The 22,679-nt window shown below is 61.4% G+C and carries 22 protein-coding genes; 15 read left to right on the forward strand and 7 right to left on the reverse strand.

Annotation, left to right across the window (positions count from 1 at the left end; translation table 11 throughout):
* Window positions 1-1,008 carry a GTP 3',8-cyclase MoaA gene (moaA, locus tag OO25_RS00080; RefSeq protein WP_040177912.1) on the reverse strand — a complete coding sequence of 336 codons (1,008 nt, stop codon included), beginning with the start codon at window positions 1,006-1,008 and terminating at the stop codon, window positions 1-3.
* A 102-nt stretch (window positions 1,009-1,110) separates the two neighbouring features.
* Between moaA and OO25_RS00085 the strand changes: the two genes are divergently transcribed.
* The gene (locus OO25_RS00085) at window positions 1,111-1,584 is read left to right on the forward strand and encodes a hypothetical protein (RefSeq protein ID WP_040177914.1); all 474 of its coding nucleotides are present in this window, start codon (window positions 1,111-1,113) and stop codon (window positions 1,582-1,584) included.
* A gap of 70 nt (window positions 1,585-1,654) precedes the next feature.
* On the opposite strand, the gene OO25_RS00090 is transcribed toward OO25_RS00085, so the two are convergent.
* From OO25_RS00090 to glmU, 3 genes are read right to left on the reverse strand one after another with little or no spacing between them, the layout of a single operon-like run.
* Complete coding sequence (locus OO25_RS00090) at window positions 1,655-2,401, reverse strand: DNA alkylation repair protein (protein WP_040177917.1); 747 nt, start codon at window positions 2,399-2,401, stop codon at window positions 1,655-1,657.
* On the reverse strand, window positions 2,398-4,206 hold the full coding sequence (gene glmS, locus OO25_RS00095) for a glutamine--fructose-6-phosphate transaminase (isomerizing) (protein ID WP_040177918.1): 1,809 nt from the start codon (window positions 4,204-4,206) through the stop codon (window positions 2,398-2,400). The genes OO25_RS00090 and glmS overlap by 4 nt, the downstream gene beginning before the upstream one ends.
* Window positions 4,206-5,561, reverse strand: coding sequence for a bifunctional UDP-N-acetylglucosamine diphosphorylase/glucosamine-1-phosphate N-acetyltransferase GlmU (gene glmU / locus OO25_RS00100; RefSeq protein WP_040177919.1), 1,356 nt, complete (start codon window positions 5,559-5,561; stop codon window positions 4,206-4,208). The genes glmS and glmU overlap by 1 nt, the downstream gene beginning before the upstream one ends.
* Window positions 5,562-5,693: 132 nt before the next feature.
* On the opposite strand from glmU, the gene OO25_RS00105 reads away from it, so the two are divergent.
* Both OO25_RS00105 and OO25_RS00110 read left to right on the forward strand, forming a co-directional pair.
* Window positions 5,694-6,359, forward strand: a complete 666-nt coding sequence (locus OO25_RS00105; RefSeq protein WP_040177920.1) for an HAD-IA family hydrolase — start codon at window positions 5,694-5,696, stop codon at window positions 6,357-6,359.
* Between the two features lie 63 nt (window positions 6,360-6,422).
* Complete coding sequence (locus tag OO25_RS00110; RefSeq protein WP_040177921.1) at window positions 6,423-7,625, forward strand: DegT/DnrJ/EryC1/StrS aminotransferase family protein; 1,203 nt, start codon at window positions 6,423-6,425, stop codon at window positions 7,623-7,625.
* Between the two features lie 7 nt (window positions 7,626-7,632).
* Here OO25_RS00110 and OO25_RS22105 read toward each other — a convergent pair whose 3' ends face one another.
* Window positions 7,633-8,397 (reverse strand): HD domain-containing protein, encoded by a 765-nt coding sequence (locus OO25_RS22105; protein ID WP_052465573.1) that lies wholly within the window; start codon window positions 8,395-8,397, stop codon window positions 7,633-7,635.
* Window positions 8,394-8,990: a TetR/AcrR family transcriptional regulator gene (locus OO25_RS22110; protein WP_052465574.1), complete on the reverse strand. Its 597-nt coding sequence runs from the start codon at window positions 8,988-8,990 to the stop codon at window positions 8,394-8,396. Before OO25_RS22110 ends, OO25_RS22105 begins: the two co-directional genes overlap by 4 nt.
* A gap of 156 nt (window positions 8,991-9,146) precedes the next feature.
* Here OO25_RS22110 and OO25_RS00125 point away from each other — a divergent pair, with 156 nt between their 5' ends.
* On the forward strand, window positions 9,147-10,307 hold the full coding sequence (locus tag OO25_RS00125; RefSeq protein ID WP_040177922.1) for an isovaleryl-CoA dehydrogenase: 1,161 nt from the start codon (window positions 9,147-9,149) through the stop codon (window positions 10,305-10,307).
* A gap of 145 nt (window positions 10,308-10,452) precedes the next feature.
* On the opposite strand, the gene OO25_RS00130 is transcribed toward OO25_RS00125, so the two are convergent.
* On the reverse strand, window positions 10,453-11,055 hold the full coding sequence (locus tag OO25_RS00130) for an OmpW family protein (protein ID WP_040172784.1): 603 nt from the start codon (window positions 11,053-11,055) through the stop codon (window positions 10,453-10,455).
* A gap of 164 nt (window positions 11,056-11,219) precedes the next feature.
* Between OO25_RS00130 and OO25_RS00135 the strand changes: the two genes are divergently transcribed.
* From OO25_RS00135 to OO25_RS00185, 11 genes are all read left to right on the forward strand, one after another.
* On the forward strand, window positions 11,220-12,773 hold the full coding sequence (locus tag OO25_RS00135) for an AMP-binding protein (RefSeq protein ID WP_082035269.1): 1,554 nt from the start codon (window positions 11,220-11,222) through the stop codon (window positions 12,771-12,773).
* Window positions 12,774-12,849: 76 nt separating this feature from the next.
* Window positions 12,850-14,454 (forward strand): carboxyl transferase domain-containing protein, encoded by a 1,605-nt coding sequence (locus OO25_RS00140; RefSeq protein ID WP_040177924.1) that lies wholly within the window; start codon window positions 12,850-12,852, stop codon window positions 14,452-14,454.
* A 9-nt stretch (window positions 14,455-14,463) separates the two neighbouring features.
* Window positions 14,464-16,401, forward strand: coding sequence for an acetyl/propionyl/methylcrotonyl-CoA carboxylase subunit alpha (locus OO25_RS00145; protein WP_040177925.1), 1,938 nt, complete (start codon window positions 14,464-14,466; stop codon window positions 16,399-16,401).
* 104 nt (window positions 16,402-16,505) lie between these two features.
* Window positions 16,506-17,366: a hydroxymethylglutaryl-CoA lyase gene (locus OO25_RS00150; RefSeq protein ID WP_040172793.1), complete on the forward strand. Its 861-nt coding sequence runs from the start codon at window positions 16,506-16,508 to the stop codon at window positions 17,364-17,366.
* Between the two features lie 82 nt (window positions 17,367-17,448).
* Window positions 17,449-18,231 (forward strand): crotonase/enoyl-CoA hydratase family protein, encoded by a 783-nt coding sequence (locus OO25_RS00155; protein ID WP_040177926.1) that lies wholly within the window; start codon window positions 17,449-17,451, stop codon window positions 18,229-18,231.
* Between the two features lie 238 nt (window positions 18,232-18,469).
* Complete coding sequence (locus OO25_RS00160; protein ID WP_014874151.1) at window positions 18,470-18,835, forward strand: NADH-quinone oxidoreductase subunit A; 366 nt, start codon at window positions 18,470-18,472, stop codon at window positions 18,833-18,835.
* Complete coding sequence (locus OO25_RS00165) at window positions 18,826-19,359, forward strand: NADH-quinone oxidoreductase subunit B family protein (RefSeq protein ID WP_014874152.1); 534 nt, start codon at window positions 18,826-18,828, stop codon at window positions 19,357-19,359. Before OO25_RS00160 ends, OO25_RS00165 begins: the two co-directional genes overlap by 10 nt.
* 24 nt (window positions 19,360-19,383) lie before the next feature.
* Window positions 19,384-19,989, forward strand: a complete 606-nt coding sequence (locus OO25_RS00170) for an NADH-quinone oxidoreductase subunit C (RefSeq protein WP_014879588.1) — start codon at window positions 19,384-19,386, stop codon at window positions 19,987-19,989.
* Entirely contained in the window at window positions 19,989-21,200 is a 1,212-nt protein-coding gene (locus tag OO25_RS00175) for an NADH-quinone oxidoreductase subunit D (RefSeq protein WP_040172804.1), read from the forward strand. The genes OO25_RS00170 and OO25_RS00175 overlap by 1 nt, the downstream gene beginning before the upstream one ends.
* The gene (locus OO25_RS00180) at window positions 21,200-22,393 is read left to right on the forward strand and encodes an NADH-quinone oxidoreductase subunit E (protein ID WP_040177927.1); all 1,194 of its coding nucleotides are present in this window, start codon (window positions 21,200-21,202) and stop codon (window positions 22,391-22,393) included. Before OO25_RS00175 ends, OO25_RS00180 begins: the two co-directional genes overlap by 1 nt.
* Window positions 22,394-22,445: 52 nt before the next feature.
* A complete protein-coding gene (locus tag OO25_RS00185; RefSeq protein ID WP_040172809.1) occupies window positions 22,446-22,673 on the forward strand; it encodes a DUF5337 domain-containing protein in 228 nt (75 codons plus the stop codon).
* Window positions 22,674-22,679 lie beyond the last annotated feature (6 nt).

A 22,679-nucleotide genomic window follows, 5' to 3' on the forward strand; every position in this document is an offset into this window, starting at 1 on the left:
TCAGCCGCCGGTATGGCTCATGTGGCGGGGCATTTGCCCGTCGAGCTTCTGCCGCGAATAATCGAAGTCATGGCCTTTGGGTTTCAGGGTGATCGCGGCACGGATCGCATCTTCCAGCGCCTGATCATTCTCAGGATGATTGCGCAGGGGCGCACGCAGGTCTGCCATGTCTTCTTGACCCAGACACATGTACAGCTCACCCGTGCAGGTCAACCGCACGCGGTTGCAGCTTTCACAGAAATTATGCGACAGCGGCGTGATGAAGCCGATTTTCTGACCGGTTTCTTCCAACCGCACATAGCGCGCCGGCCCACCCGTGCGCTCCGCCAGATCGGTGACATTGTAGTGATCGTCATAAGCGCGGCGCACGTCTTTCAGCGACCAGTATTGACCCAGTCTGTTTTCGTTGCCGATATCGCCCATTGGCATGACCTCGATCCAGGTGAGGTCCATATCACGCCCCGCGCACCAGCGGGTGATGGCGGGCAGCTCGTCTTCGTTGAAGCCCTTGAGAGCGACCGCATTGATCTTGATCCGCAGCCCGGCCTTCTGTGCGGCGTCAATCCCGCGCAGCACCTGCGGCAGGCGGCCCCAGCGGGTGATCTCGGCGAATTTGCCCTCATCGATGGTATCAAGCGAAACATTCACCCGGCGCACACCCGCGTCGTAGAGGTCCTGCGCGTATTTCTCCAGCTGAGAGCCATTGGTGGTCAGCGTCAGCTCCTTTAGCGCACCACTTTCGAGATGGCGTGTCATGGAGCGGAAAAAGGTCATGATGCCCCGGCGCACCAGCGGTTCGCCGCCGGTGATGCGCAGCTTCTCAACACCCAGATTGACGAAGGTCGAACACATCCGGTCCAGTTCCTCCAGCGTCAGCAGTTCCTTCTTCGGTAGGAAGGTCATGTTCTCGGACATGCAGTAAACGCAGCGAAAATCGCAGCGGTCAGTGACCGAGACACGCAGATACGTGATGGCGCGGGCGAAGGGATCGATAAGCGGAGCAGTCATCCCTCTTAGGTAAAGCGGGGGCGCGCTTGCGGCAAGGCCTGAGTTTAGCCGAAACGGGGATTGCCGCTGGCAAAGCCGTGAGGTGAGAGCTAGTGTCGCGCTATGCGTTATTCTGTTTTGATCCTGTCTTCTGTCGTGCTGCTTGGGGCCTGTGGCCCCTTGCAGTGGAATTCATCGGTTCTGGGCGGGCGGACGTCCGCTGGCACCGCCGGGGAGTCGGCCACCGATACCGCCACCAATACCGTGCCGCTGGCACCGGGTGTCGAACAGGCACCCTTGGATGCGGCAGAAGGGCAGAGCGCCTCTGCCGGTGTGACCGCAGGCTACAGTGGGCGCGCGTCGACCGTCGCCAGCTTGGGCGACCCCTCGCAATCGGGCCTGTGGATGGAGACGCCGCTGGTCGATAGCCCGCAGACAGCCCGCGTGCGTTCGCCGCGCGGCACAGAGGTCACGCTGACCCTGCGGCCCATCGGCGGCGATACCGGAGCCGGAAGCCGCTTGTCCATTGATGCGATGCGCGCACTGGGGCTGCCATTGACCGAGCTGGTCGAGGTGCAGGTGTTGCCAGCGGGGTGATCTGACATCCTGAAGCGATGAAAAAGGGCGCGAGGGATGTCTCCCTAGCGCCTTTTCTTAGTGTATCGAATTATGCGTTGTCGCTGGTGGTTGTATCTGCGGTGGGTTCACCAGCGGGCCCTAGATATTTGGCCGCTTCTTTCCGGGCAAAGGGTTTCATCGCGGCGCCATGTTCGACCAGAAACGCGCGGCTGCGGTCGGCATCATGTTTGCTGAGATCGCGCAGCCACCAGGCGATGGCTTTCTGAATGAACCAGTTGCGGTCCGGCACGTAGCGTACCGCCCAGCCGAGGATCCGTTCACGCGCGGCCAGCTCTTCAGGTTTTGGATTGGGCAGTTTTGCCCAGGGCAGGGTCGAAACCAATGCGGCGCGGCGGGTCCACATGTGGTCGCTGGACGTCCAGCCCTCAACTGTGTCCAGCCGCTCGGGCTGCGCCTGAAGCCGTTTCTGAATGGCTGAGGCGGCGTGGTCGGCAATGGCCCAGCTGTCAAAATCCGGCACCCAGCTTTGCAACAGATCCCAGACCGGCGCGTCCTCCTTGATCCGGGCCTGGGTCAGCAGCTTGCCCGCGGCAATCCGGGCTTCGAACACATCGCTGGCCCACAGCTCCTGTGCCAGCACGCAACGGGCGGTAAGGCCGTCATCCTGCGCGCTGAGCATCTTGCGCCACTCCTGGCTGAGGCTGTTGATCACCGGGTTCGGTACGCCTAGCACCCGGCGTTTTTGCTTGTGATAGCCCGCCATCTGGGTCGCGCGCGCAGGCTCTGCAGCGGCCTCCAGCGCGGCCAATGCCACCTCAATCGTCAGCATGTTCATTCCACGGTCACCGATTTGGCAAGGTTGCGCGGCTGGTCGACATCGGTGCCCTTGGCGATTGCGGTGTAATAGGCGATCTGCTGCGCAGGTACCGCATAGAGGATCGGTGCCAGCGTGTCGGGGACTTGCGGCATTACAATGACCTCATGGGTGCCATCGCCCGCGATTTTAGCCCCTTCCGCATCCGTCACAAGGATCACCTTGCCGCCGCGCGCCATCACCTCCTGCATGTTGGAGACGGTCTTGTCGAACAGCGCATCACGGGGGGCGAGGACCACCACCGGCACCTTTTCATCGATGAGGGCAATTGGCCCGTGCTTCAGCTCGCCGCTGGCATAGCCTTCTGCGTGGATATAGCTCAGCTCTTTGAGCTTTAGCGCGCCTTCCAAAGCCAGCGGATAAAGCTGCCCGCGTCCGAGGAAGATAATGTCCTGCGCCTTGGCCAGCCCGCGCGCTGAGGCGGTGATTTGCGTCTCTCCGGCCAGTGATTGGTGAATCAATCCGGGCAGGGCGCGCAGATCGGCAGGCATGTCATCCGGCAGTGGCAGACCGCGTTGCTCAGCCGCGCGCAGAGCCAGCAGAAGCAGAATCGACAGCTGGCAGGTGAACGCCTTGGTTGAGGCGACAGAAATTTCGGGGCCCGCGTGGAGCGGCAGCACCACGTCGCTCTCGCGTGCGATTGAGCTTTCGGGAACATTGACCAACCCGACGATCTGCTGTGCTTTGCCGTCCATGTAACGCAGCGCCGCCAGCGTGTCGGCGGTCTCGCCCGACTGTGAAACGAACAACGCCAGCGTCTTGTCCGAGACCGGCGGCTCGCGGTAGCGGAATTCGGAGGCGACATCGACCTCAACCGGCATCCGGGCGATTTGCTCAAACCAGTATTTCGCAACCATGCAGGCATAAAACGCGGTGCCGCAGGCCACCATGGTCAGCCGTTCGATCTTGGTGAAATCCAGCTCTGCAGGTAGCGCCAGCTGCCCGTCGTCGCCGAGATAGGCCTTCAGGGCGCGGTCAATGGCCACCGGCTGTTCGGCAATTTCCTTGGCCATGAAGTGCTTGTGCCCGTCCTTGTCAATGCGGGCATTCACTAGTTGGATCTGGCGTTTCTCGCGGTTGGCAATTGCACCGCGTTGATCCCAGATCTCGACGCTATTGCGCGTCAGGACGGCAAAATCGCCTTCTTCCAGATAGGTGATCTGATCGGTGAAGGGCGCCAGCGCAATGGCGTCGGAGCCAACGAACATTTCGCCGTCACCATGGCCGATTGCCAGGGGCGATCCCTTGCGGGTGGCGATCATCAAATCCTCTTCTCCCTCAAAGAGGAAGGCGAGTGCGAAGGCTCCCTCCAGCCTCCCGACGGTTTCACGCGCGGCCTCGATGGGTGCCCGGCCATCAGCGATCAACGCCTCACAAAGCAAAGCGACCGTTTCGGTATCGGTATCGGTTTGAAAGGTGATGCCTTTCTCGTTCAACGCGCCGCGCAGATCCTTGAAATTCTCAATGATACCATTGTGGACAACCGCGACTCCACCGGCCCGGTGCGGGTGGGCATTGCCGATGGTTGGGGCGCCATGGGTGGCCCAACGGGTGTGACCTATGCCTGATTTGCCGGGTAGCGGCTCGTGCACCAGGAGATCAGAGAGATTCACCAGTTTTCCCACCGCGCGGCGGCGATCCAGAGTGCCGCCGTTGACCGTGGCGATGCCCGCGCTGTCATAGCCGCGATATTCAAGCCGCTTCAGTGCCTCAACCAGAATGGGGGCTGCTTCGTGATTGCCAAGAACGCCGACGATGCCACACATTATTCGGCTCCTTTGCTCAGACGGGCCTTCTTTGCGCGCAGCATGTCCATCAGCTTGCGCGCGCGGCCCGGTTTGTTTTGTTGTTCAGCACGGGCAATCGCCAGCGCGCCGTCCTCAACCGATTTGGTGACGACCGCGCCGGTTGCGGTCATGGCTTCATTGCCAATGCGCACCGGGGCGACCAGCATGGTATTGGAGCCGATGAAGGCACCGGCGCCGATTTCGGTGCGATGCTTCATCACGCCGTCGTAGTTACAGGTAATGGTGCCCGCGCCGATGTTTGTCGCTGCGCCCACGCTGGCATCGCCGATATAGCTCAGGTGATTGACCTTGGCGCCCTCGGCGATTTCGGCATTCTTGATTTCCACAAAATTGCCGATGTGGGTGTTCTCGGCCAGCTCCGCACCGGGACGCAGGCGGGCGTAGGGGCCAACCTTGGAACCGCGCGAGATGTGGCAGCCCTCAAAGTGGGAGAAGGACCGGATAAACACCCCGCTTTCCACCGTGACCTCGGGGCCAAACACGACATTGGGTTCGATGATTGTGTCGCGACCGATGACTGTGTCAAAGGCCAGATAGACGGTCTCAGGGTCCATCAGCGTGACACCATCTGCCATCAGCTCGGCGCGTTTGCGCTGCTGGAAAACGCGATCCGCACGGGCCAGATCAGCGCGAGAGTTGATGCCAAGGGTCTCAACCTCATCACAGGACACAGCTGTAACCCGCAGCCCATCGGCGCGTGCCAATTCGACCAGATCGGTGAGGTAATATTCACCCGAGGCATTAACGCTATCAACCCGGTCAATCAGCGCAAACATCTGCGCCGCATTGCCTGCCATCAGGCCTGAGTTGCAGAAATCAATCGCCCGCTCCGCCTCGGTTGCGTCTTTATATTCGACAATCCGCTCAAGGCTGTCGCCATCCATGACCAACCGGCCATAGCGCGCGGGATCAGCCGCGGTGAAGCCAAGCACCACCAGATCGGCGTTCTGTCGCGCGGCCAGCATCCGCTGCAATGTCTCGGCGCTGACGAAGGGCGTGTCGCCATAAAGCACGACGATATCGCCTTCAAAATCGGACAAGGCGTCACGGGTTTGCGCAACCGCATGGGCCGTTCCAAGCTGTTCTTCCTGAACAACAATTTCAGCCTCTTCGTCGATATCAGCCATCACGGCGCGCACATAATCTGCCCCGTGACCGGCCACAACAATTGTGCGTTCCGGGTTCAGCGCGCGCCCTGCGGATAGCGCGTGTTCCAGCATCGGGGCGTGGGCAATGGGATGCAAAACCTTGGGCAGGTCGGAGTTCATCCGGGTGCCTTTGCCTGCGGCCAGAATGACGAGGGCGGTGCTCATGTGGTGTTTTCTCTTTGTCTTTTCAGCGCCCCCGTTTTATCCGCTAACAGCAGGCGCGCAAGGCAAAGCGCCATCAAACAAGGTTGCGGGTTGCAACAAGCGGTGGCGAAAACGCGCCGAGAGGGGGCAGATATGCGTACGGTTATCTTCGATCTTGACGGCACTTTGGCGGATACATCTGGCGATTTGCTGGCCGCTGCCAACGCCTGTTTTCGTCAGATGGGGTTGGGGGATCTGCTTTCCTTGCCGCGGGATGCGGGCGTAGCCCTGCGTGGCGGAAAAAGCATGCTGACGACCGGACTGAAGCGGGTTGATCACTATCACGAAGAAACCGTTGAAGAATATTACCCGCAGCTGTTGGAGCATTATCGCGATGCGATTGACCACCATACCGTGATGTATCCCGGTGCCATGGCCGCGGTCGAGCAATTGAAGGCGGACGGGTTTCGCGTTGGGATTTGCACCAATAAGCCTGAGGCGCTGGCCGAGAAGCTGACCCGCAGCCTGGGCGTGCGGGATGCGTTTCACTCGCTGGTTGGGGCGGATACCCTACCTGTGCGCAAACCTGATCCCGAACCCCTGCGCGAGGCCGCGCGCCGGGCAGGGGGGGACCCGGAGCGGACCATCCTGATTGGTGATACCGATACGGACCGCAAGACCTCCGCTGCTGCGGGTGTTGCCTCGGTGCTGGTCACCTTTGGTCCGTCTGGCGGCGACCTTGAGGCGCTGCGCCCGGAAGCGCTCTTGCAGCGATTTGAGGATCTGCCCGCACTGGCCGCGCGTCTGCTGCCGATTTAACGGTGCTTTGAGGCCGCAGGCCGGGGGCTTGACCTTATGTAGTCAGGCGCAGACAAACGCAGCATGACAGAAATCTTTACCGGTAGCTTCACCCAGCAGGAACCCATCCCAGAAGAGGCCATCGAGGCCGCTGTCGAGGTGATGCGCCACGGTCGCTTGCACCGCTATAACGTGTTGGGTGACGAGGCGGGCGAGGTGACCCTTCTGGAGGAGGAGTTTGCCGCCCAAATGGAGGCACCTTACGCGTTGGCGGTGGCTTCTGGCGGCTATGCTCTGGCGACCGCCTTACGTGCCGTCGGTGTAAAGCCTGGCGATCGAGTGTTGACCAATGCCTTTACCCTGGCGCCGGTGCCCGGGTCAATCGCGGCCGTGGGCGCAGTGCCGGTCTACGTTGGCGTTACCGAGACGCTGACACTGGATCTGGAGGATCTGGAGCGGCAGCTTTCGGTCGACGGGCACCCGCGCGTTCTGATGCTATCGCATATGCGCGGGCATCTGTGTGATATGGACCGGTTGATGGCGATCTGCGACGCTTCGGATGTCGCCGTGATCGAGGATTGCGCCCACACCATGGGGGCGCGCTGGAACGGGGTTTTATCTGGGCGTCACGGTGTGGTCGGCTGCTATTCCTGCCAGACGTATAAACATGTGAACTCAGGCGAGGGTGGCTTGCTGGTGACCTCTGATCCAGAGATTGCGGCGCGCGCAATTATGCTCTCTGGGTCTTATATGCTTTATTCCCGCCATCGCGCTGCGCCCGGACCTGAGGTGTTTGAACGCATCAAATATGAGACGCCGAATATCTCGGGGCGGATGGACAATGTTCGCGCCGCAATCCTGCGCCCGCAGCTGCGTGATCTTGAACAGCAGGTGCAGCGCTGGAACGCCCGTTACCGCCAGGTCGAGGAGGGCCTGCGCGACACGCCGGGCCTGACGGTGGTCGAACGCCCCGAAAAAGAGGCTTATGTTGGCTCCTCCATTCAGTTTCTGCTGCTGGACTGGCGCGAGGAGGCCGTTCGGGAAGTCCTGCGGCGCTGTGCTGCGCGGGGGGTCGAGCTGAAATGGTTCGGCACGCCCGAACCCGTTGCCTTTACCTCGCGCTATGACAGCTGGCGCTATGCCGAGACCCCCCGCCTGCCGCAGAGCGACCGCATCCTGGCCGGGATCGTCGACATGCGGGTGCCGCTGACCTTCAGCCTGGCCGACTGCGCCCAGATCGCCCGCATCATCCGCGCCGAGGTCGGGGCGGTGTTTCAGGAGGGGTGAGGCCGGGTCAGGCCCGGGGGCGGTCCAGCGGGTTGGCCAGTGCCAGATCCTTGAAGCCCAGCTTGCTTAAGATGCCGGCCCGCGTGTGCGGGTGATGCCCTGCGCTGACCGAAGCCGCGATCTCCTCGGCAAAGCCGTCGCGGGGAAAGCGCTTCAGCACGCTGCCCGCGCTGCGCCGGTGCAGCCGGTGCAGGTTGCGCCCCGTCACATCCAGATGCGCGCCAAGCGCCAGCAGCCGCGCTTCGGCGCCGTGGCGGGCGGCAGGAACCTCAAGGTTGAGATGCAGCGAGATCGCCTCGAACACGCTCCGGCGGCGGGCACTGTCCCATTGCTGCTGTTGCAGGAACAGGTCGGCGAGCCGGGCGCCGTTCACCGCAAAGCAGCAGCTCCGGGCCTTGGGCATTTCGCGGGCGGACAGGCCCAGGTCGTGCAGCAGGGCCGAGACATACAGCAGCTCGGGGTCCGGGCGCAGACCTTCGCTATGAGCCAGGAACATGCCCCAGTAATAGGTCCGGTGGCTGTGCAGGTCGAGAGCGTGGGACAGGCTGGAGGCCACGTGCTCCTCGGCGGCGCGACAGGTGGCGCTGTCGGGCACGGGGATGTCTGCCACGTCCAGCGGCAATGCGGCGGGGCCTTTTGCCAGCCCCAGCCGGCGGGCAAGCTCGCCCAGCTGCATCCCGGCCAGCTGCCGCATCAGCGCCACACGGTCGCGTCGGCGCAGAATGCCGCCGGTGGCCTGTGACCAGGCCTGGTCACCCAAATATTTCGTCATAAAAATCCTGCCTTTTCCTGTTCCTGGCGTTTGTCCGAAAAAATCCTGCGGATAATATCTGCGTCGTTCATGACATGGCCCACCGCAAATGCGCCCTGCATGGTGGCAAACAGGCCCGCGGCCGCGGTATCCGCCTGCGCGGCGCCAAGGCCAAGCGCGCGGTACTGCGCGGCCAGCCAGCCCAGGGTATGCGCCATGACCAGCTTGCGGTGTTCCTGGGCGGCCTCCGGGCGGGCCGGATCGGCGGCCATGTCCCCGGCCAGCGCCAGCACCGGGCAGCCAAGCGCCGCGCGGTCGGCGGCCAGCTTTTCGGCGCCCTCCCAAAAGAGGCGCAGGCGCTTGCGCGGATTCGGGGTGGCGGTCTCGATCTGCTGAAGCTGGCCGCTGAAATGCCGGTGATGCTGCTGCATCACCGCGTCGGCGAGGTCGGCCTTGGTGCGGAAATGGTAGAACACTCCGCCCGGCGGCACGCCTGCGGCCTTGGCGACGTCGGTGAGGCTGGTGCCGTCATATCCCCTAGACCGGAACAGTTCGGCGCCCGCCTGCACCAGCCTTGTCTGCTTTTCGCTCGCGCGTTTCTGGCGTTTCTGCATGAGTCGTCCTTTCCAGCCCTATGGGTAGAGCGTCAAATTGAGTGAGTCAACTCACTATCAAAAGTGGCCTCGCCATGGCGCTTGACGCGAGAGTTTGGATCAGCATAAATGAACACATGTTCAAATAATCCGCGACGACTCGGGAGGACCGGCAAGATGTTCAATGCAAGCATGACCTTTGATCTGGGCGAAGATGTTAACGCCCTGCGCGACATGGTGCACCGCTGGGCGCAGGAGCGCGTCCGCCCGATGGCGCAGGAGATTGACCAGAAGAACGAATTTCCGTCGGAACTCTGGCAGGAGATGGGGGAGCTGGGTCTTCTCGGCATCACCGTGCCTGAGGAGTTCGGCGGCGCTGGCATGTCCTACCTGGCCCATACTGTTGCGGTTGAGGAGATTGCGCGGGCCAGTGCTTCGGTCTCGCTTTCCTATGGCGCGCATTCGAATCTCTGCGTCAATCAGATCAAGCTGAACGGCAATGCCGAGCAGAAAGCCAAATACCTGCCGCGCCTGGTATCTGGTGAGCATGTTGGCGCGCTGGCAATGTCCGAGGCGGGCGCTGGCTCGGACGTCGTCTCGATGTCCTTGCGCGCGGAAAAGCGTAATGACCACTACCGCCTCAATGGCAATAAATACTGGATCACCAACGGTCCTGACGCTGACACGCTGGTGGTCTATGCCAAGACAGATCCGGATGCGGGGTCAAAAGGGATTACGGCCTTTCTGATCGAGAAAGAGATGAAAGGCTTCTCCACCTCGCAGCATTTCGACAAGCTGGGGATGCGTGGCTCCAACACCGCTGAGCTGGTGTTTGAAGACGTGGAAGTCCCCTTTGACAACGTTCTGGGCGAAGAGGGCAAGGGTGTGCGCGTTCTGATGTCCGGCCTCGATTATGAGCGCGTGGTGCTGGCCGGGATCGGCACCGGTATCATGGCGGCCTGCATGGATGAGATGATGCCTTACATGAAAGAGCGTAAGCAGTTCGGCCAGCCCATCGGGAACTTCCAACTGATGCAGGGCAAAATCGCGGATATGTACACTGCGATGAACACGGCCCGTTCCTATGTTTATGAGGTTGCGAAGGCCTGCGACAAGGGCACCGTAACCCGTCAGGATGCGGCGGCCTGCTGCCTTTATGCGTCCGAGGTCGCGATGACCCAGGCGCATCAGGCGGTGCAGGCCTTTGGTGGTGCGGGCTATCTCTCTGACAACCCGGTTGGCCGGATTTTCCGCGATGCCAAGCTGATGGAGATCGGTGCGGGCACGTCGGAAATTCGCCGCATGCTGATTGGCCGCGAATTGATGGGCCAGATGTAACCACGCTTGGGCCTTAGGGCGGTCGGTAGGACAGTTCGCGCTTATACTGCGCGGTTTCTTATCCGGAAAACGAAAAAGCGGCGCGCCATTCGGCACGCCGCCCCTCCCTGAAGCACTCGTCTCAGTCTGTTACTCGTCAAAAGGATCAAAAGCGGTGAACGTAGCCAAAGCCCACTGTGACCGGATCGATTTCGGCGGTGCCGATTTTGGCGCCGTTGAGGGTCACATCGGTTTCGATGTCCATGTAGCGGACGTTCACCCGCAGTGCGCCGCGGTCAGAGATCTGCCAGTCCGCACCAAGGTTCAGCGCCAGCCCGACACTGTCATCAAGCGAGATCACGCCCGCGGGGGAGCTTTCCTCAAAGAAGGTGGTGTAGTTGATGCCGATGCCGACAAAGGGTTTGAACTGGGTTTGTGTCGGAAAGTGATAGTTGACCGACAGGGTCGGCGGCAGATGCTTGGTGGTCGCGGTGTAGGCGCCGTTCAAGGAGATATCATGTTCGAACGGGCTGGCGGCCAGAAGTTCGATACCGATGTTGTCGCGGATGAAATACTCCGCAGTGAAGGTGAGTGCGGTATCGTCGTCAATCGTCGCAGCCGCGCCCGCAACGGTGCCGTTGTCGGACTTTGGATTGACGTTGGCGATACCGACGCCAAGGGTCCAATCCCCCTGGGACTGGGCAAGGGCGGGGCCGGCCAGAGCTGCCAGTGCAGCGCTAAGAGCCAGGGCGGAAACCATACGGGTCATTGGGATTATCCCTCTTCTATCGTGATCGGGTCGTTTGTTTGCAAAGAACGTATGCGCCTCAGGCAGCGACAGAACACTGATCTGGATCAAGAAGCGGCGTGCTTTCCCTTTGGGAATGAAGGGAAAAACTGCATATCAGTTATGCGTTCTTCGAAGGGCTTGGGATGAGCGGCATGTCTGGACATACTTCGTACCCGGGATTGCGCGCCGACGGTGGCTGGCAGTTTCCCGCCTGTCTGAACATGGCGGCGCAGGCGCTGGATCATCCGGACGAGCAGGTCGCCCTCATTGATCTGACCACCGGGGCGCGGCGCGATGTCCGCTACGGTGAGTTGCGGCAGATGGTCGATGTATTGGCGCGCGATCTGATGCGGCGAGTGCAGTCCGGCGACCGTGTCGGTGTGTTGCTCAGCCAATCTGTCGATTGCGCTGTGGCACATCTCGCGATCTGGAAAATCGGCGCCATTTCCGTGCCGTTGTTCAAGCTGTTCCAGCACGATGCGCTGGCCTCGCGTATTGGCGATGCGGGGCTTGAGCTGGTGCTGACGGATGGCGCAGGCGCGGCGCAGCTGGGCGTGCTGGCGCAGCCGCTGCTGGTGACAGATATCCTATCGGCAAGCGCAGATCACAGCGGGCATCTCCTGCCTTATGCGGAAACCACGCCAGAGACCCCGGCCGTGCTCATCTACACGTCCGGCACCACTGGCAGCGCCAAGGGCGCGCTGCATGGTCACCGGGTGCTCTCTGGTCATTTGCCGGGCGTGGCCATCAGTCATGATCATCTGGGACAGCCGGGTGACTGCCTTTGGACCCCTGCGGATTGGGCATGGATCGGCGGCCTCTTCGATGTGCTGATGCCGGGTCTGGCGCTGGGCGTGCCGGTTGTCGCCGCCCGGCTGGACAAATTTACGCCGGAGGCCTGCGCCGAGATCATTCGTCAGGGCGATGTGCGCAATGTGTTTTTCCCGCCTACCGCGTTGCGCCTGCTGAAGGCGGCGGGGCAGGGGCTCGACGGTCTGCGCTCCGTCGCCAGCGGCGGAGAGCCCCTGGGCGCAGAGATGCTCGCCTGGGGCCAGCGTCACCTGGGCGTGACCATCAATGAATTCTACGGCCAGACCGAATGCAACATGACGGTGTCCTCCTGTGCCGTTGATTTTCCGGTGCGGCCGGGCTGCATCGGCAAGCCGGTTCCGGGATGTGTGGTTGAGGTTATAGACACCGACGGCACCCCCACCAAAGATGAGGGCGATGTCGCCGTGCGCCTGGGGGCTGCGTCGATGATGCTGGAATACTGGAAGCGCCCCGACGCGACGGCGGAGAAATTTCGCGACGACTGGCTGGTAACGGGAGATCGCGGCATCTGGGAGGGGGACTATCTGCGCTTTGTCGGGCGTGAGGATGATGTCATCACTTCCGCCGGCTACCGCATCGGTCCAGCTGAGATTGAGGACTGTCTGATGACCCATCCGGCCGTGGCGACTGTTGGGGTCGTCGGCAAACCCGACGCGCTGCGCACCGAGATCGTGAAAGCCTATGTGGTGCTGAAACCGGGCCATTCTCCGGCGGAGAAAGATCTGCAAGACTACGTCAAATCTCGTCTGGCAAAGTATTCTTACCCTCGAGAAGTGGAGTTCTTGGACGCCCTCCCGATGACCGTGACCGGCAAGGTCATCCGTAAGGAATTGAAGGCGCGGGCGGCGGGGGAGGATTCCGCATGATCCGGGCCAATGCACGGCCGGCGCAGGCCTCAATTTATGAAATGACAGATCTCAACCCTACAACGGGAGAGTGGACATGAAACTCACATCCAAGGCGATGCCTTCCTCCGAAGGCTTCAAACAGAACCGCGCGGCGCATCTGGATGCGCTGGCGCAGATCAGCGAGGCGGCAGAGGCCGCGCGCATGGGCGGCGGCGAGAAATCTCGCGCCCGGCACGAAAGCCGGGGCAAGATGCTACCGCGCCGCCGGGTGGCAAACCTGTTGGATCCCGGCTCTCCGTTTCTGGAGATCGGCGCGACTGCGGCCCACGCGATGTATGACGGTGCAGCCCCGGCGGCAGGCGTGATCGCGGGTATCGGGCGGGTGCACGGCCAAGAGGTCATGGTAGTCTGCAACGACGCCACCGTGAAAGGTGGTACCTACTACCCGATGACGGTGAAGAAACACCTGCGCGCACAGGAGATTGCCGAGGAGAACCATCTGCCCTGCATCTATCTGGTCGACAGCGGCGGTGCCAACCTGCCCAATCAGGATGAGGTCTTCCCCGACCGCGACCATTTCGGGCGCATCTTCTACAACCAGGCCCGCATGTCCGCCAAGGGGATCCCGCAGATTGCCGTGGTGATGGGCTCCTGCACCGCGGGCGGCGCCTATGTGCCTGCGATGTCCGATGTCACCATCATCGTGAAGGAACAGGGCACCATCTTCCTGGCCGGTCCGCCGCTGGTGAAGGCTGCCACGGGCGAGGTTGTCAGCGCCGAGGAGCTGGGCGGCGGTGATGTGCACACGCGCCTGTCCGGCGTGGCCGATTACCTCGCCGAGGATGACGCCCATGCACTGGCGCTGGCGCGGCGCGCGGTGCAGTCGCTGAATATTACCAAGCCGCTGACGGTGAACTGGGCCAGTCCCGAGGAGCCTGCCTATGACCCCGAGGAAATCCTTGGCGTGGTGCCGGGTGATCTGCGCACGCCCTATGACATCCGCGAGGTGATTGCGCGTTTGGTGGACGGCTCGCGGTTCGACGAGTTCAAGCCGCGCTTCGGCGAAACCCTGGTGACGGGCTTTGCCCATCTCAAGGGGTGCCCGATCGGCATCATCGCCAACAACGGCGTGCTGTTCTCCGAAGCGGCCCAGAAAGGCGCGCATTTCGTCGAACTGTGTAGCCAGCGCAAGATCCCGCTGGTGTTCCTGCAGAACATCACCGGCTTCATGGTGGGGCGCAAATACGAAAACGAAGGCATCGCCCGTCACGGCGCCAAGATGGTGACGGCGGTGGCGACAACAAACGTACCGAAGGTAACCATGCTGGTAGGCGGCTCTTTTGGGGCGGGCAACTACGGCATGTCGGGCCGCGCCTATTCCCCGCGCTTCCTCTGGACCTGGCCGAATTCCCGCATTTCGGTGATGGGCGGTGAGCAGGCGGCAGGCGTGCTGGCAACGGTGAAACGCGATGCCATCGAACGTCAGGGCGGCATCTGGAGCACCGAGGAGGAAGCCTCCTTCAAGCAGCCAACCATCGACATGTTCGAGGAGCAGAGCCACCCGCTTTATGCCTCTGCGCGGCTTTGGGATGATGGCATCATTGACCCGCGCAAATCCCGCGATGTGCTGGCGCTCTCCCTGAGTGCGGCACTCAATGCCCCGATTGAAGACACGCGCTTCGGCGTCTTCCGGATGTGAGGATCCCCCATGTTTGATAAAATCCTGATTGCAAACCGCGGCGAAATCGCCTGCCGCGTGATGGAAACCGCCCGTGCCATGGGGGTGCGGACCGTGGCCGTTTATTCCGACGCCGATGCGGCAGCAAAACATGTGCAGATGGCCGATGAGGCCGTGCATATCGGCGGCCCGGCCCCGGCGGACAGCTATCTCAAGGGGGATGTGATCATCCGTGTCGCGCAGGAAAGTGGCGCGCAGGCGATCCACCCCGGCTATGGCTTCCTGTCGGAAAACCCAGGGTTTGTGGACGCGGTCGAGGCCGCAGGCCTCACATTTATCGGGCCGTCTGCGGATGCGATCCGCAAAATGGGTCTCAAGGATGCCGCCAAGGCGCTGATGGAAGAGGCCGGCGTGCCGGTGGTGCCGGGCTATCACGGTGCCAATCAGGATGCCGAGTTTCTGGCAGGTGAGGCGGAGAAGATCGGCTATCCGGTGCTGATCAAGGCGGTTGCCGGCGGCGGCGGCAAGGGGATGCGGCTGGTTGAACAGCCATCCGAATTTGCCGATGCCCTGAAAAGCGCGCAGGGCGAGGCGACCACGGCCTTCGGCAACCCGGATGTGCTGATTGAAAAATACATCCAGCAACCCCGCCATATCGAGGTGCAGGTCTTTGGCGACGGGACCCGCGCGGTGCATCTGTTCGAACGCGACTGTTCTCTGCAGCGTCGCCATCAGAAGGTGATCGAAGAGGCGCCCGCACCCGGCATGACGGCTGAGATGCGCGAGGCCATGGGGCAGGCGGGTGTGCGTGCGGCTGAGGCCATCGGTTACAAGGGCGCGGGCACGGTGGAATTCATCGTCGACGGGTCTGATGGGCTGCGCACGGATGGCTTCTGGTTCATGGAAATGAACACCCGCCTGCAGGTGGAGCATCCGGTGACGGAACTGATCACCGGCGTCGATCTGGTGGACTGGCAGCTGCGCGTTGCCTCCGGTGAGAGCCTGCCTGCCCAGCAGGACGACCTCACGATCACTGGCCACGCGTTTGAGGCACGGCTGTATGCCGAGGACGTACCGAAGGGGTTTCTGCCAGCAACTGGCACGCTGACGCATCTGTCCTTCCCGGCTGAGTGTCGCGCTGACAGCGGTGTGCGGGCAGGCGATACCATCAGCCCGTGGTATGACCCGATGATTTCCAAGGTGATCGTGCATGGCGCCACCCGTGAGGTGGCCCTATCGAAGCTGCGCCGGGCGCTGGAACGGACAGAGGTTGCAGGGACAGTCACCAACCTTGCCTTTCTGGGCGCACTTGCTGCTCATGAGGGGTTTGGCCGGGGCGAGGTCGACACCGGCCTGATCGCCCGCGATCTTGAGGCGTTGACGGCGGTTGGTGAGGTTCCTGTGGCGCATTGGATTGCTGCCGCCCAGCGGGCGTTGGGCCTGCATCAGCCAGGTGAGGACAGCGGGTTTACCCTCTGGGCGCCGCTCCATCGGGCGGTGCAGCTCACCCATGGCGAAGCGTGTCTTGATATCTCGGTTGAGGTTCTCGGGCCGCAGGCGCAATGCTGGCAGTTGGACGACAGCAGTCATGAGGTCACCTTTGATGGCGCGGTCTGGCGACACAGCGGAGACCCCCTGCCAAATGTGGCTGAAGCGGATGGCCGGCTGACAGTGTTTGGCCGGATCAGCAGCATCTTTGATTGCATCGATCCGCTGGATCGGGCCGGGACTGCCGGTGGTGACACCAATGTTATCGAGGCGCCGATGCCCGGTTTGGTCAAGGCCGTGTTTGCGGAGGCGGGTGCCGAGGTCAAAGAAGGTGACAGACTGGCTATCCTTGAGGCGATGAAAATGGAACACTCTCTCTTGGCGGCGCGCGATGGCGTGGTGGCCGAGGTTCTGGCCTCTGCCGGTGATCAGGTCGAGGCCGGCGCCGCGCTGGTCCGTCTGGAAGAGGCGGACAGCTGAACAGCGATCAGATCGGGCGGTGCCACAGGTGCTGCCCCGTCTGCTACCGCAGCAACGTCTGTGGTTTGAGCGATGTCTGAGATTGCCTTGGGGAGAAGTGTATCATGAGCGAAAGCGTTGAAATTTTCGAAGTAGGTCCGCGCGACGGGCTACAGAATGAAAAGCGCGACATTCCCGTCGCTGAAAAGATCGCCCTCATTGACCGGCTGACCGATGCCGGATTCCGTCGGATCGAGGTGGCGAGCTTTGTCTCCCCGAAATGGGTGCCGCAGATGGCGGGGTCGGGAGAGGTGCTCGCGGGGATCCGTCGCAGTGCCGATGTGCGCTATGCCGCGCTGACGCCTAATATGCGGGGCTATGAGGATGCCCTGACCGCAAAGGCGGATGAGATTTCGATTTTTGCCTCCGCCTCCGAAGGTTTCTCCAAGGCCAATATCAACGCGAGCGTGGCAGAATCGATTGAGCGTTTTACGCCAATCATCGAGGCGGCGCGCCATATCGATATGCCGGTCCGGGGCTATATTTCCTGCGTGACTGAGTGCCCCTTTGACGGGCCGACCGACCCGGACGCAGTTGCGGCGCTGGCGGATCGCCTGTTCTCCATGGGCTGCTATGAGATCTCGCTGGGCGATACCATCGGTCAGGCGACACCGGATTCCATCGCGCGTATGTTGCTGGCGGTGCGGGAGCGTGTGCCGGTCACCCGTCTGGCGGGCCATTACCACGACACGGCCGGGCGGGCGATTGACAATATTGATGCGTCATTGTCACTGGGTGTTCGGGTCTTTGATGCCGCTGTCGGCGGGCTAGGGGGCTGTCCCTATGCACCGGGCGCTGCGGGCAATGTGGCGACTGAGGCGGTGCATGAGCACCTGACGCGTCTGGGCTATGAAACCGGCCTTGATGGGGATGTGCTGACCGATGCCGCAGCTATGGCGCGGGCGATGCGCAGCGACGGCAGCTGAGCCGCGGCGGGCGTCTTCATCATCACACCATAGGCAGCCCGTGGCCTTCGGGCTGTAACTTCGACAGGCAGAAAGACCCGATATGTATCAGACCATCACGCTCACGACGGATGAGCGCGGCGTTGCGACGCTGACGTTGAACCGACCGGAAAAACACAATGCGATGTCCGGTGAGATGTTGCAGGAGCTGAAAGCTGCCGCAGCCGCGCTGGCCAAGGATCGCACCGTTCGTGTTGTCGTCCTCACGGGGGCGGGCAAGAGTTTCTGTGCCGGAGGGGATCTGGGCTGGATGCAGGCACAGATGGAGGCAGATGCCGAAACCCGCGGGCGCGAGGCGCGGGTGCTGGCGGAGATGCTGATGGCCATCAACACCCTGCCGCAGCCGGTGATTGGCGCGATCCAGGGCAATGCCTTTGGCGGCGGCGTCGGTATGGCCTCGGTCTGTGATGTCGCGATCGGTGCGGATCATATCAAGATGGGCCTTACTGAGACCCGGCTTGGCCTGATCCCGGCCACCATCGGCCCCTATGTGGTGGCCCGCATGGGCGAAGCGCGGGCGCGGCGTGTCTTTATGTCGGCGCGGCTGTTTGGCGCTGCGGAAGCGGTGGAGCTGGGGATTCTCGCTCGGGCGGTTCCTGCAGCAGATTTGGACGCTGCGATTGAAGCGGAAGTGATCCCATATCTCAGCTGTGCGCCCGAAGCGGTGGGTGCGGCTAAGGCGTTGGTCCGTGATTTGGGGCCGAAAATCGACGATGCGGTGATTGACCACACCATCGCCGCATTGGTGGACCGCTGGGAAGGCAGCGAGGCACCTGAGGGGATCGCCGCGTTTTTTGCCAAGGAAAAGCCCAGCTGGCAGCAGTAATTCCGTCAAAAATGTCGGATTTCATTCACCAAGGCGTGCCTTTTGCGAGGCGCGCCTTATCCTATGAAAACAATAGGGTTTACCTGCCGTGATGTTGATCTGCCGCGTCGGTTACAGAAGGTTTATCCATTAACGATGCGTTGGTTGACGGTGAGGGGGCAGGGGAGTAGACACAGCCCCAAGTCAACACGCCAATTGACGGCGCGCAGAAATCCGCGCGCACGGAAAGGAGCCACTCGTGGAAGAGATGTTGCGGGAATACCTCCCGATTCTGGTGTTTCTGGCCGTAGCGGTCGGGCTTGGAATTGTTCTTATTTTGGCGGCAGTTGTGCTGGCCGTCCGCAATCCGGACCCCGAAAAGGTCAGCGCTTACGAATGCGGGTTCAACGCATTCGACGACGCACGGATGAAGTTTGATGTCCGGTTTTACCTGGTGTCGATTCTGTTCATTATTTTTGATCTGGAAATTGCATTCCTGTTCCCCTGGGCCGTCGGCTTCAAGGATATGAGCGATGCGGGCTTCTGGTCGATGATGGTGTTCCTCGCTGTGCTGACCATTGGTTTTGCCTATGAGTGGAAGAAAGGGGCCCTGGAATGGGAGTGATGACCGGAGCCAACACGGCTGGCGTCGACAAGGAAGTTGTCACCCAGGCCCTGAATGCGGAGCTGCAGGACAAAGGGTTTCTGCTGACGTCCGCCGAAGACATCATCAACTGGGCGCGCACCGGTTCGCTGCACTGGATGACCTTTGGTCTGGCGTGCTGCGCGGTTGAGATGATGCACACCTCGATGCCGCGCTATGATGCGGAACGTTTCGGCATTGCGCCACGCGCCTCCCCGCGTCAGTCGGATGTGATGATCGTGGCAGGCACGCTGACCAACAAGATGGCCCCCGCTCTGCGCAAGGTCTATGACCAGATGCCCGAGCCGCGCTATGTGATCTCTATGGGGTCCTGCGCCAACGGTGGTGGGTACTACCACTACAGCTATTCTGTGGTGCGTGGCTGTGACCGGGTTGTGCCCGTGGATGTCTATGTGCCTGGCTGCCCGCCCACGGCAGAGGCGCTGCTCTATGGTCTGATGCAATTGCAGCGCAAAATCCGCCGCACCGGCACCCTTGTGCGCTAAGTGGCTTTGGTTGGAGAGACAAAAATGACTGAAGCCCTGAACGAACTCGGCACCCAGATCGCGGCCAAGCGCCCGGATTGCGTTATCGGCTGGGATGTCAGCTTTGATGAGCTGAACGTGGATGTGGCGCCGTCGAATCTGGCGGGATTTGTTGAATTTTTGAAAGCGGACGCGACCTGCAAGTTCTCGTCGCTGGTCGATATCACCGCTGTAGACTACCCGGACCGCCCCAAGCGGTTTGACGTCGTCTACCATTTCCTGTCGATGTATCAAAACCAGCGGATCCGCCTGCGCGTGTCGATCCGCGAGGATGAGATGCTGCCGTCGATCGTCGGCATTCACCCCTCGGCCAACTGGTTCGAACGGGAGGTGTTCGACATGTTCGGCATCCTGTTCACCGGTCACCCGGATCTGCGCCGCATCCTGACCGACTATGGCTTCCGTGGCTATCCGCTGCGCAAGGATTTCCCGACCACTGGCTACACCGAAGTGCGCTATGACGAGGCGCAGAAACGCGTGGTCTACGAACCGGTGAGCCTGGTGCAGGAATACCGCCAGTTTGACTTCATGAGCCCATGGGAGGGTGCCGAATACATCCTGCCCGGCGACGAGAAAGAGGGGGCGAAATGATGGACGGCTCCAAAATGGATGACGCCCTGACCGGCGAACAGAAGATCCGTAACTTCAACATCAACTTCGGCCCGCAACACCCTGCTGCACATGGTGTTTTGCGCTTGGTTTTGGAGCTGGACGGCGAGATCGTTGAGCGCTGTGATCCGCATATCGGCTTGCTGCATCGTGGCACCGAAAAGCTGATGGAGAGCCGGACCTACCTGCAGAACCTGCCGTATTTCGACCGCCTCGACTATGTGGCGCCGATGAACCAGGAACATGCCTGGTGTCTGGCCATCGAAAAACTGACTGGCGTGGAAGTGCCGCGTCGCGCATCGTTGATCCGTGTGCTTTATTCTGAGATTGGCCGTATCCTCAACCACCTGCTGAACGTGACGACGCAGGCGATGGACGTTGGCGCGCTGACCCCGCCGCTCTGGGGCTTCGAAGAGCGCGAAAAGCTGATGATCTTCTACGAACGGGCCTGTGGCGCGCGCTTGCACGCGGCGTATTTCCGCCCCGGTGGGGTTCATCAGGATCTGCCGGACGCGCTGATCGACGATATTGAGGCTTGGACGCATACTTTCCCGGCGGTGATGGACGATATCGACGGGCTGTTGACCGAAAACCGGATTTTTAAGCAGCGTAACGCGGATATCGGTGTCGTGACCGAGGAGGATATCCTCAACTACGGCTTCTCTGGCGTCATGGTGCGTGGCTCTGGTCTGGCATGGGATCTGCGTCGTTCGCAGCCCTATGAATGCTATGATGAATTCGATTTCCAGATCCCGGTCGGCAAGAACGGTGATTGCTATGATCGCTATCTTGTCCGTATGGAAGAGATGCGCCAGTCGCTGTCGATCATCCGTCAGTGTATCGGCAAGCTGCGCGAGACACCCGGTGACATTCTGGCCCGCGGTAAACTGACCCCGCCCAAGCGCGGCGACATGAAAACCTCCATGGAGAGCCTGATCCACCACTTCAAGCTCTACACCGAGGGCTTCCACGTCCCGGCTGGTGAGGTCTACGCCGCTGTTGAGGCGCCCAAGGGAGAATTCGGGGTCTATCTGGTTGCAGATGGCACCAACAAACCCTACCGCGCCAAGCTGCGCGCGCCCGGCTTCCTGCATTTGCAGGCTATGGATTATGTGGCCAAGGGCCACCAACTCGCCGACGTCGCTGCCATCATCGGCACCATGGACGTCGTATTTGGAGAGATTGACCGCTAATGCTTCGTCGTCTGCATTCCGAACAACCCGATAGCTTTGCCTTCACGTCTGAAAACCAGACATGGGCCGAGGCGCAGATCACCAAATTTCCCGATGGCCGTCAGGCCAGCGCGATCATTCCGCTGCTGTGGCGTGCCCAGGAGCAAGAAGGCTGGCTGAGCAAGCCTGCAATCGAATATGTCGCGGACATGCTGGGCATGGCCTATATCCGCGCCCTTGAAGTGGCGTCTTTCTACTTCATGTTCCAGCTGCAACCAACTGGTTCGATTGCACATGTTCAGATTTGTGGCACCACCTCCTGCATGATTTGTGGCGCGGAGGATCTGATTGCGGTCTGTCAGGAGAAGATTGCCAATAAACCCTTCACCCTGTCCGCAGATGGCAAGTTCACCTGGGAAGAGGTTGAGTGCCTTGGCGCTTGCACCAACGCGCCCATGGCTCAGATCGGTAAGGACTACTACGAAGACCTGACCGCTGAAGGCTTTGCGAAACTGCTCGATGATCTGGCCGCTGGTCAGGTGCCGCTGCCGGGTCCGCAGAACGGACGCTATGCGGCAGAGCCGAAGTCTGGCCTCACCTCTCTCACCGAATATGAGAGCGGGAAGACGCAGTATAATGCCTCCGTCCAGCTGGCGGCTGATATTGGCGATACAGTTAAGCGTATCGACGGGACCGAGGTTCCGATCCTGACGCCTTGGATTGGTAAGGATGGTAAGGTTGCCGGACGCGACAGCGCCGATACCCCGCCGCCTGCGCCGAAAACACCGCTTCCCGCAGTGAAGCAGGCAGAGGTTGCCAAGGCGAAACCCGCCGCGCCAAAGAAGGCCGCACCGAAAACAGCGGGTGTTGGTGAACCGGCCTCTCCTGAGGGGGCCGCAACTGAGGCGGCTGCGGGTGTCGAGGAAAAGCCAGAGACGCTGACTGCAGCCCGCGATGGCGGTGCAGATGATCTGAAGATGTTGAAAGGTGTCGGTCCCAAGCTGGAGCAGACCCTGAACGATCTTGGCTTCTTCCACTTCGACCAGATCGCAGCATGGACCGACGAGCAGGTCGCCTGGGTCGACAGCCGGTTGAAGTTCAAGGGACGCATTGTCCGCGATGGCTGGATCGAACAGTCCCGGCAGCTTGCGGCAGGTGAGGAAACGGACTTCACCAAGAAGGCCAAGGCCGACGATCGCTACAAAGACGACTGAAACAAGATAACCGCCGCTGCCCATCGGGGCAGGGGCCAAAATTCAGGACCATATGAGCGCAGAACACGACAAAGCACTGGCAGCAAAGGGGCGGCACATCGCGTTGGTGATTGCCGCAACCATGCTTGGTTGGCTGGCGATGTCACTGTTCATCGGCCCCGCACTGGGGCTCGCCGGACGCTACGCTCTGCTGTTTGATTTCGCAGCCCTTGCAGGCTTCATCTATGCAGCGGTCAACATTTTTCAACTCTGGCGCATGCGCCAGGACAGCCAAAGGTAGGCAGAC

It is taken from the genome of Phaeobacter sp. S60 (assembly GCF_000826845.1).
Taxonomy (GTDB): Bacteria; Pseudomonadota; Alphaproteobacteria; order Rhodobacterales; family Rhodobacteraceae; genus Phaeobacter; species Phaeobacter piscinae.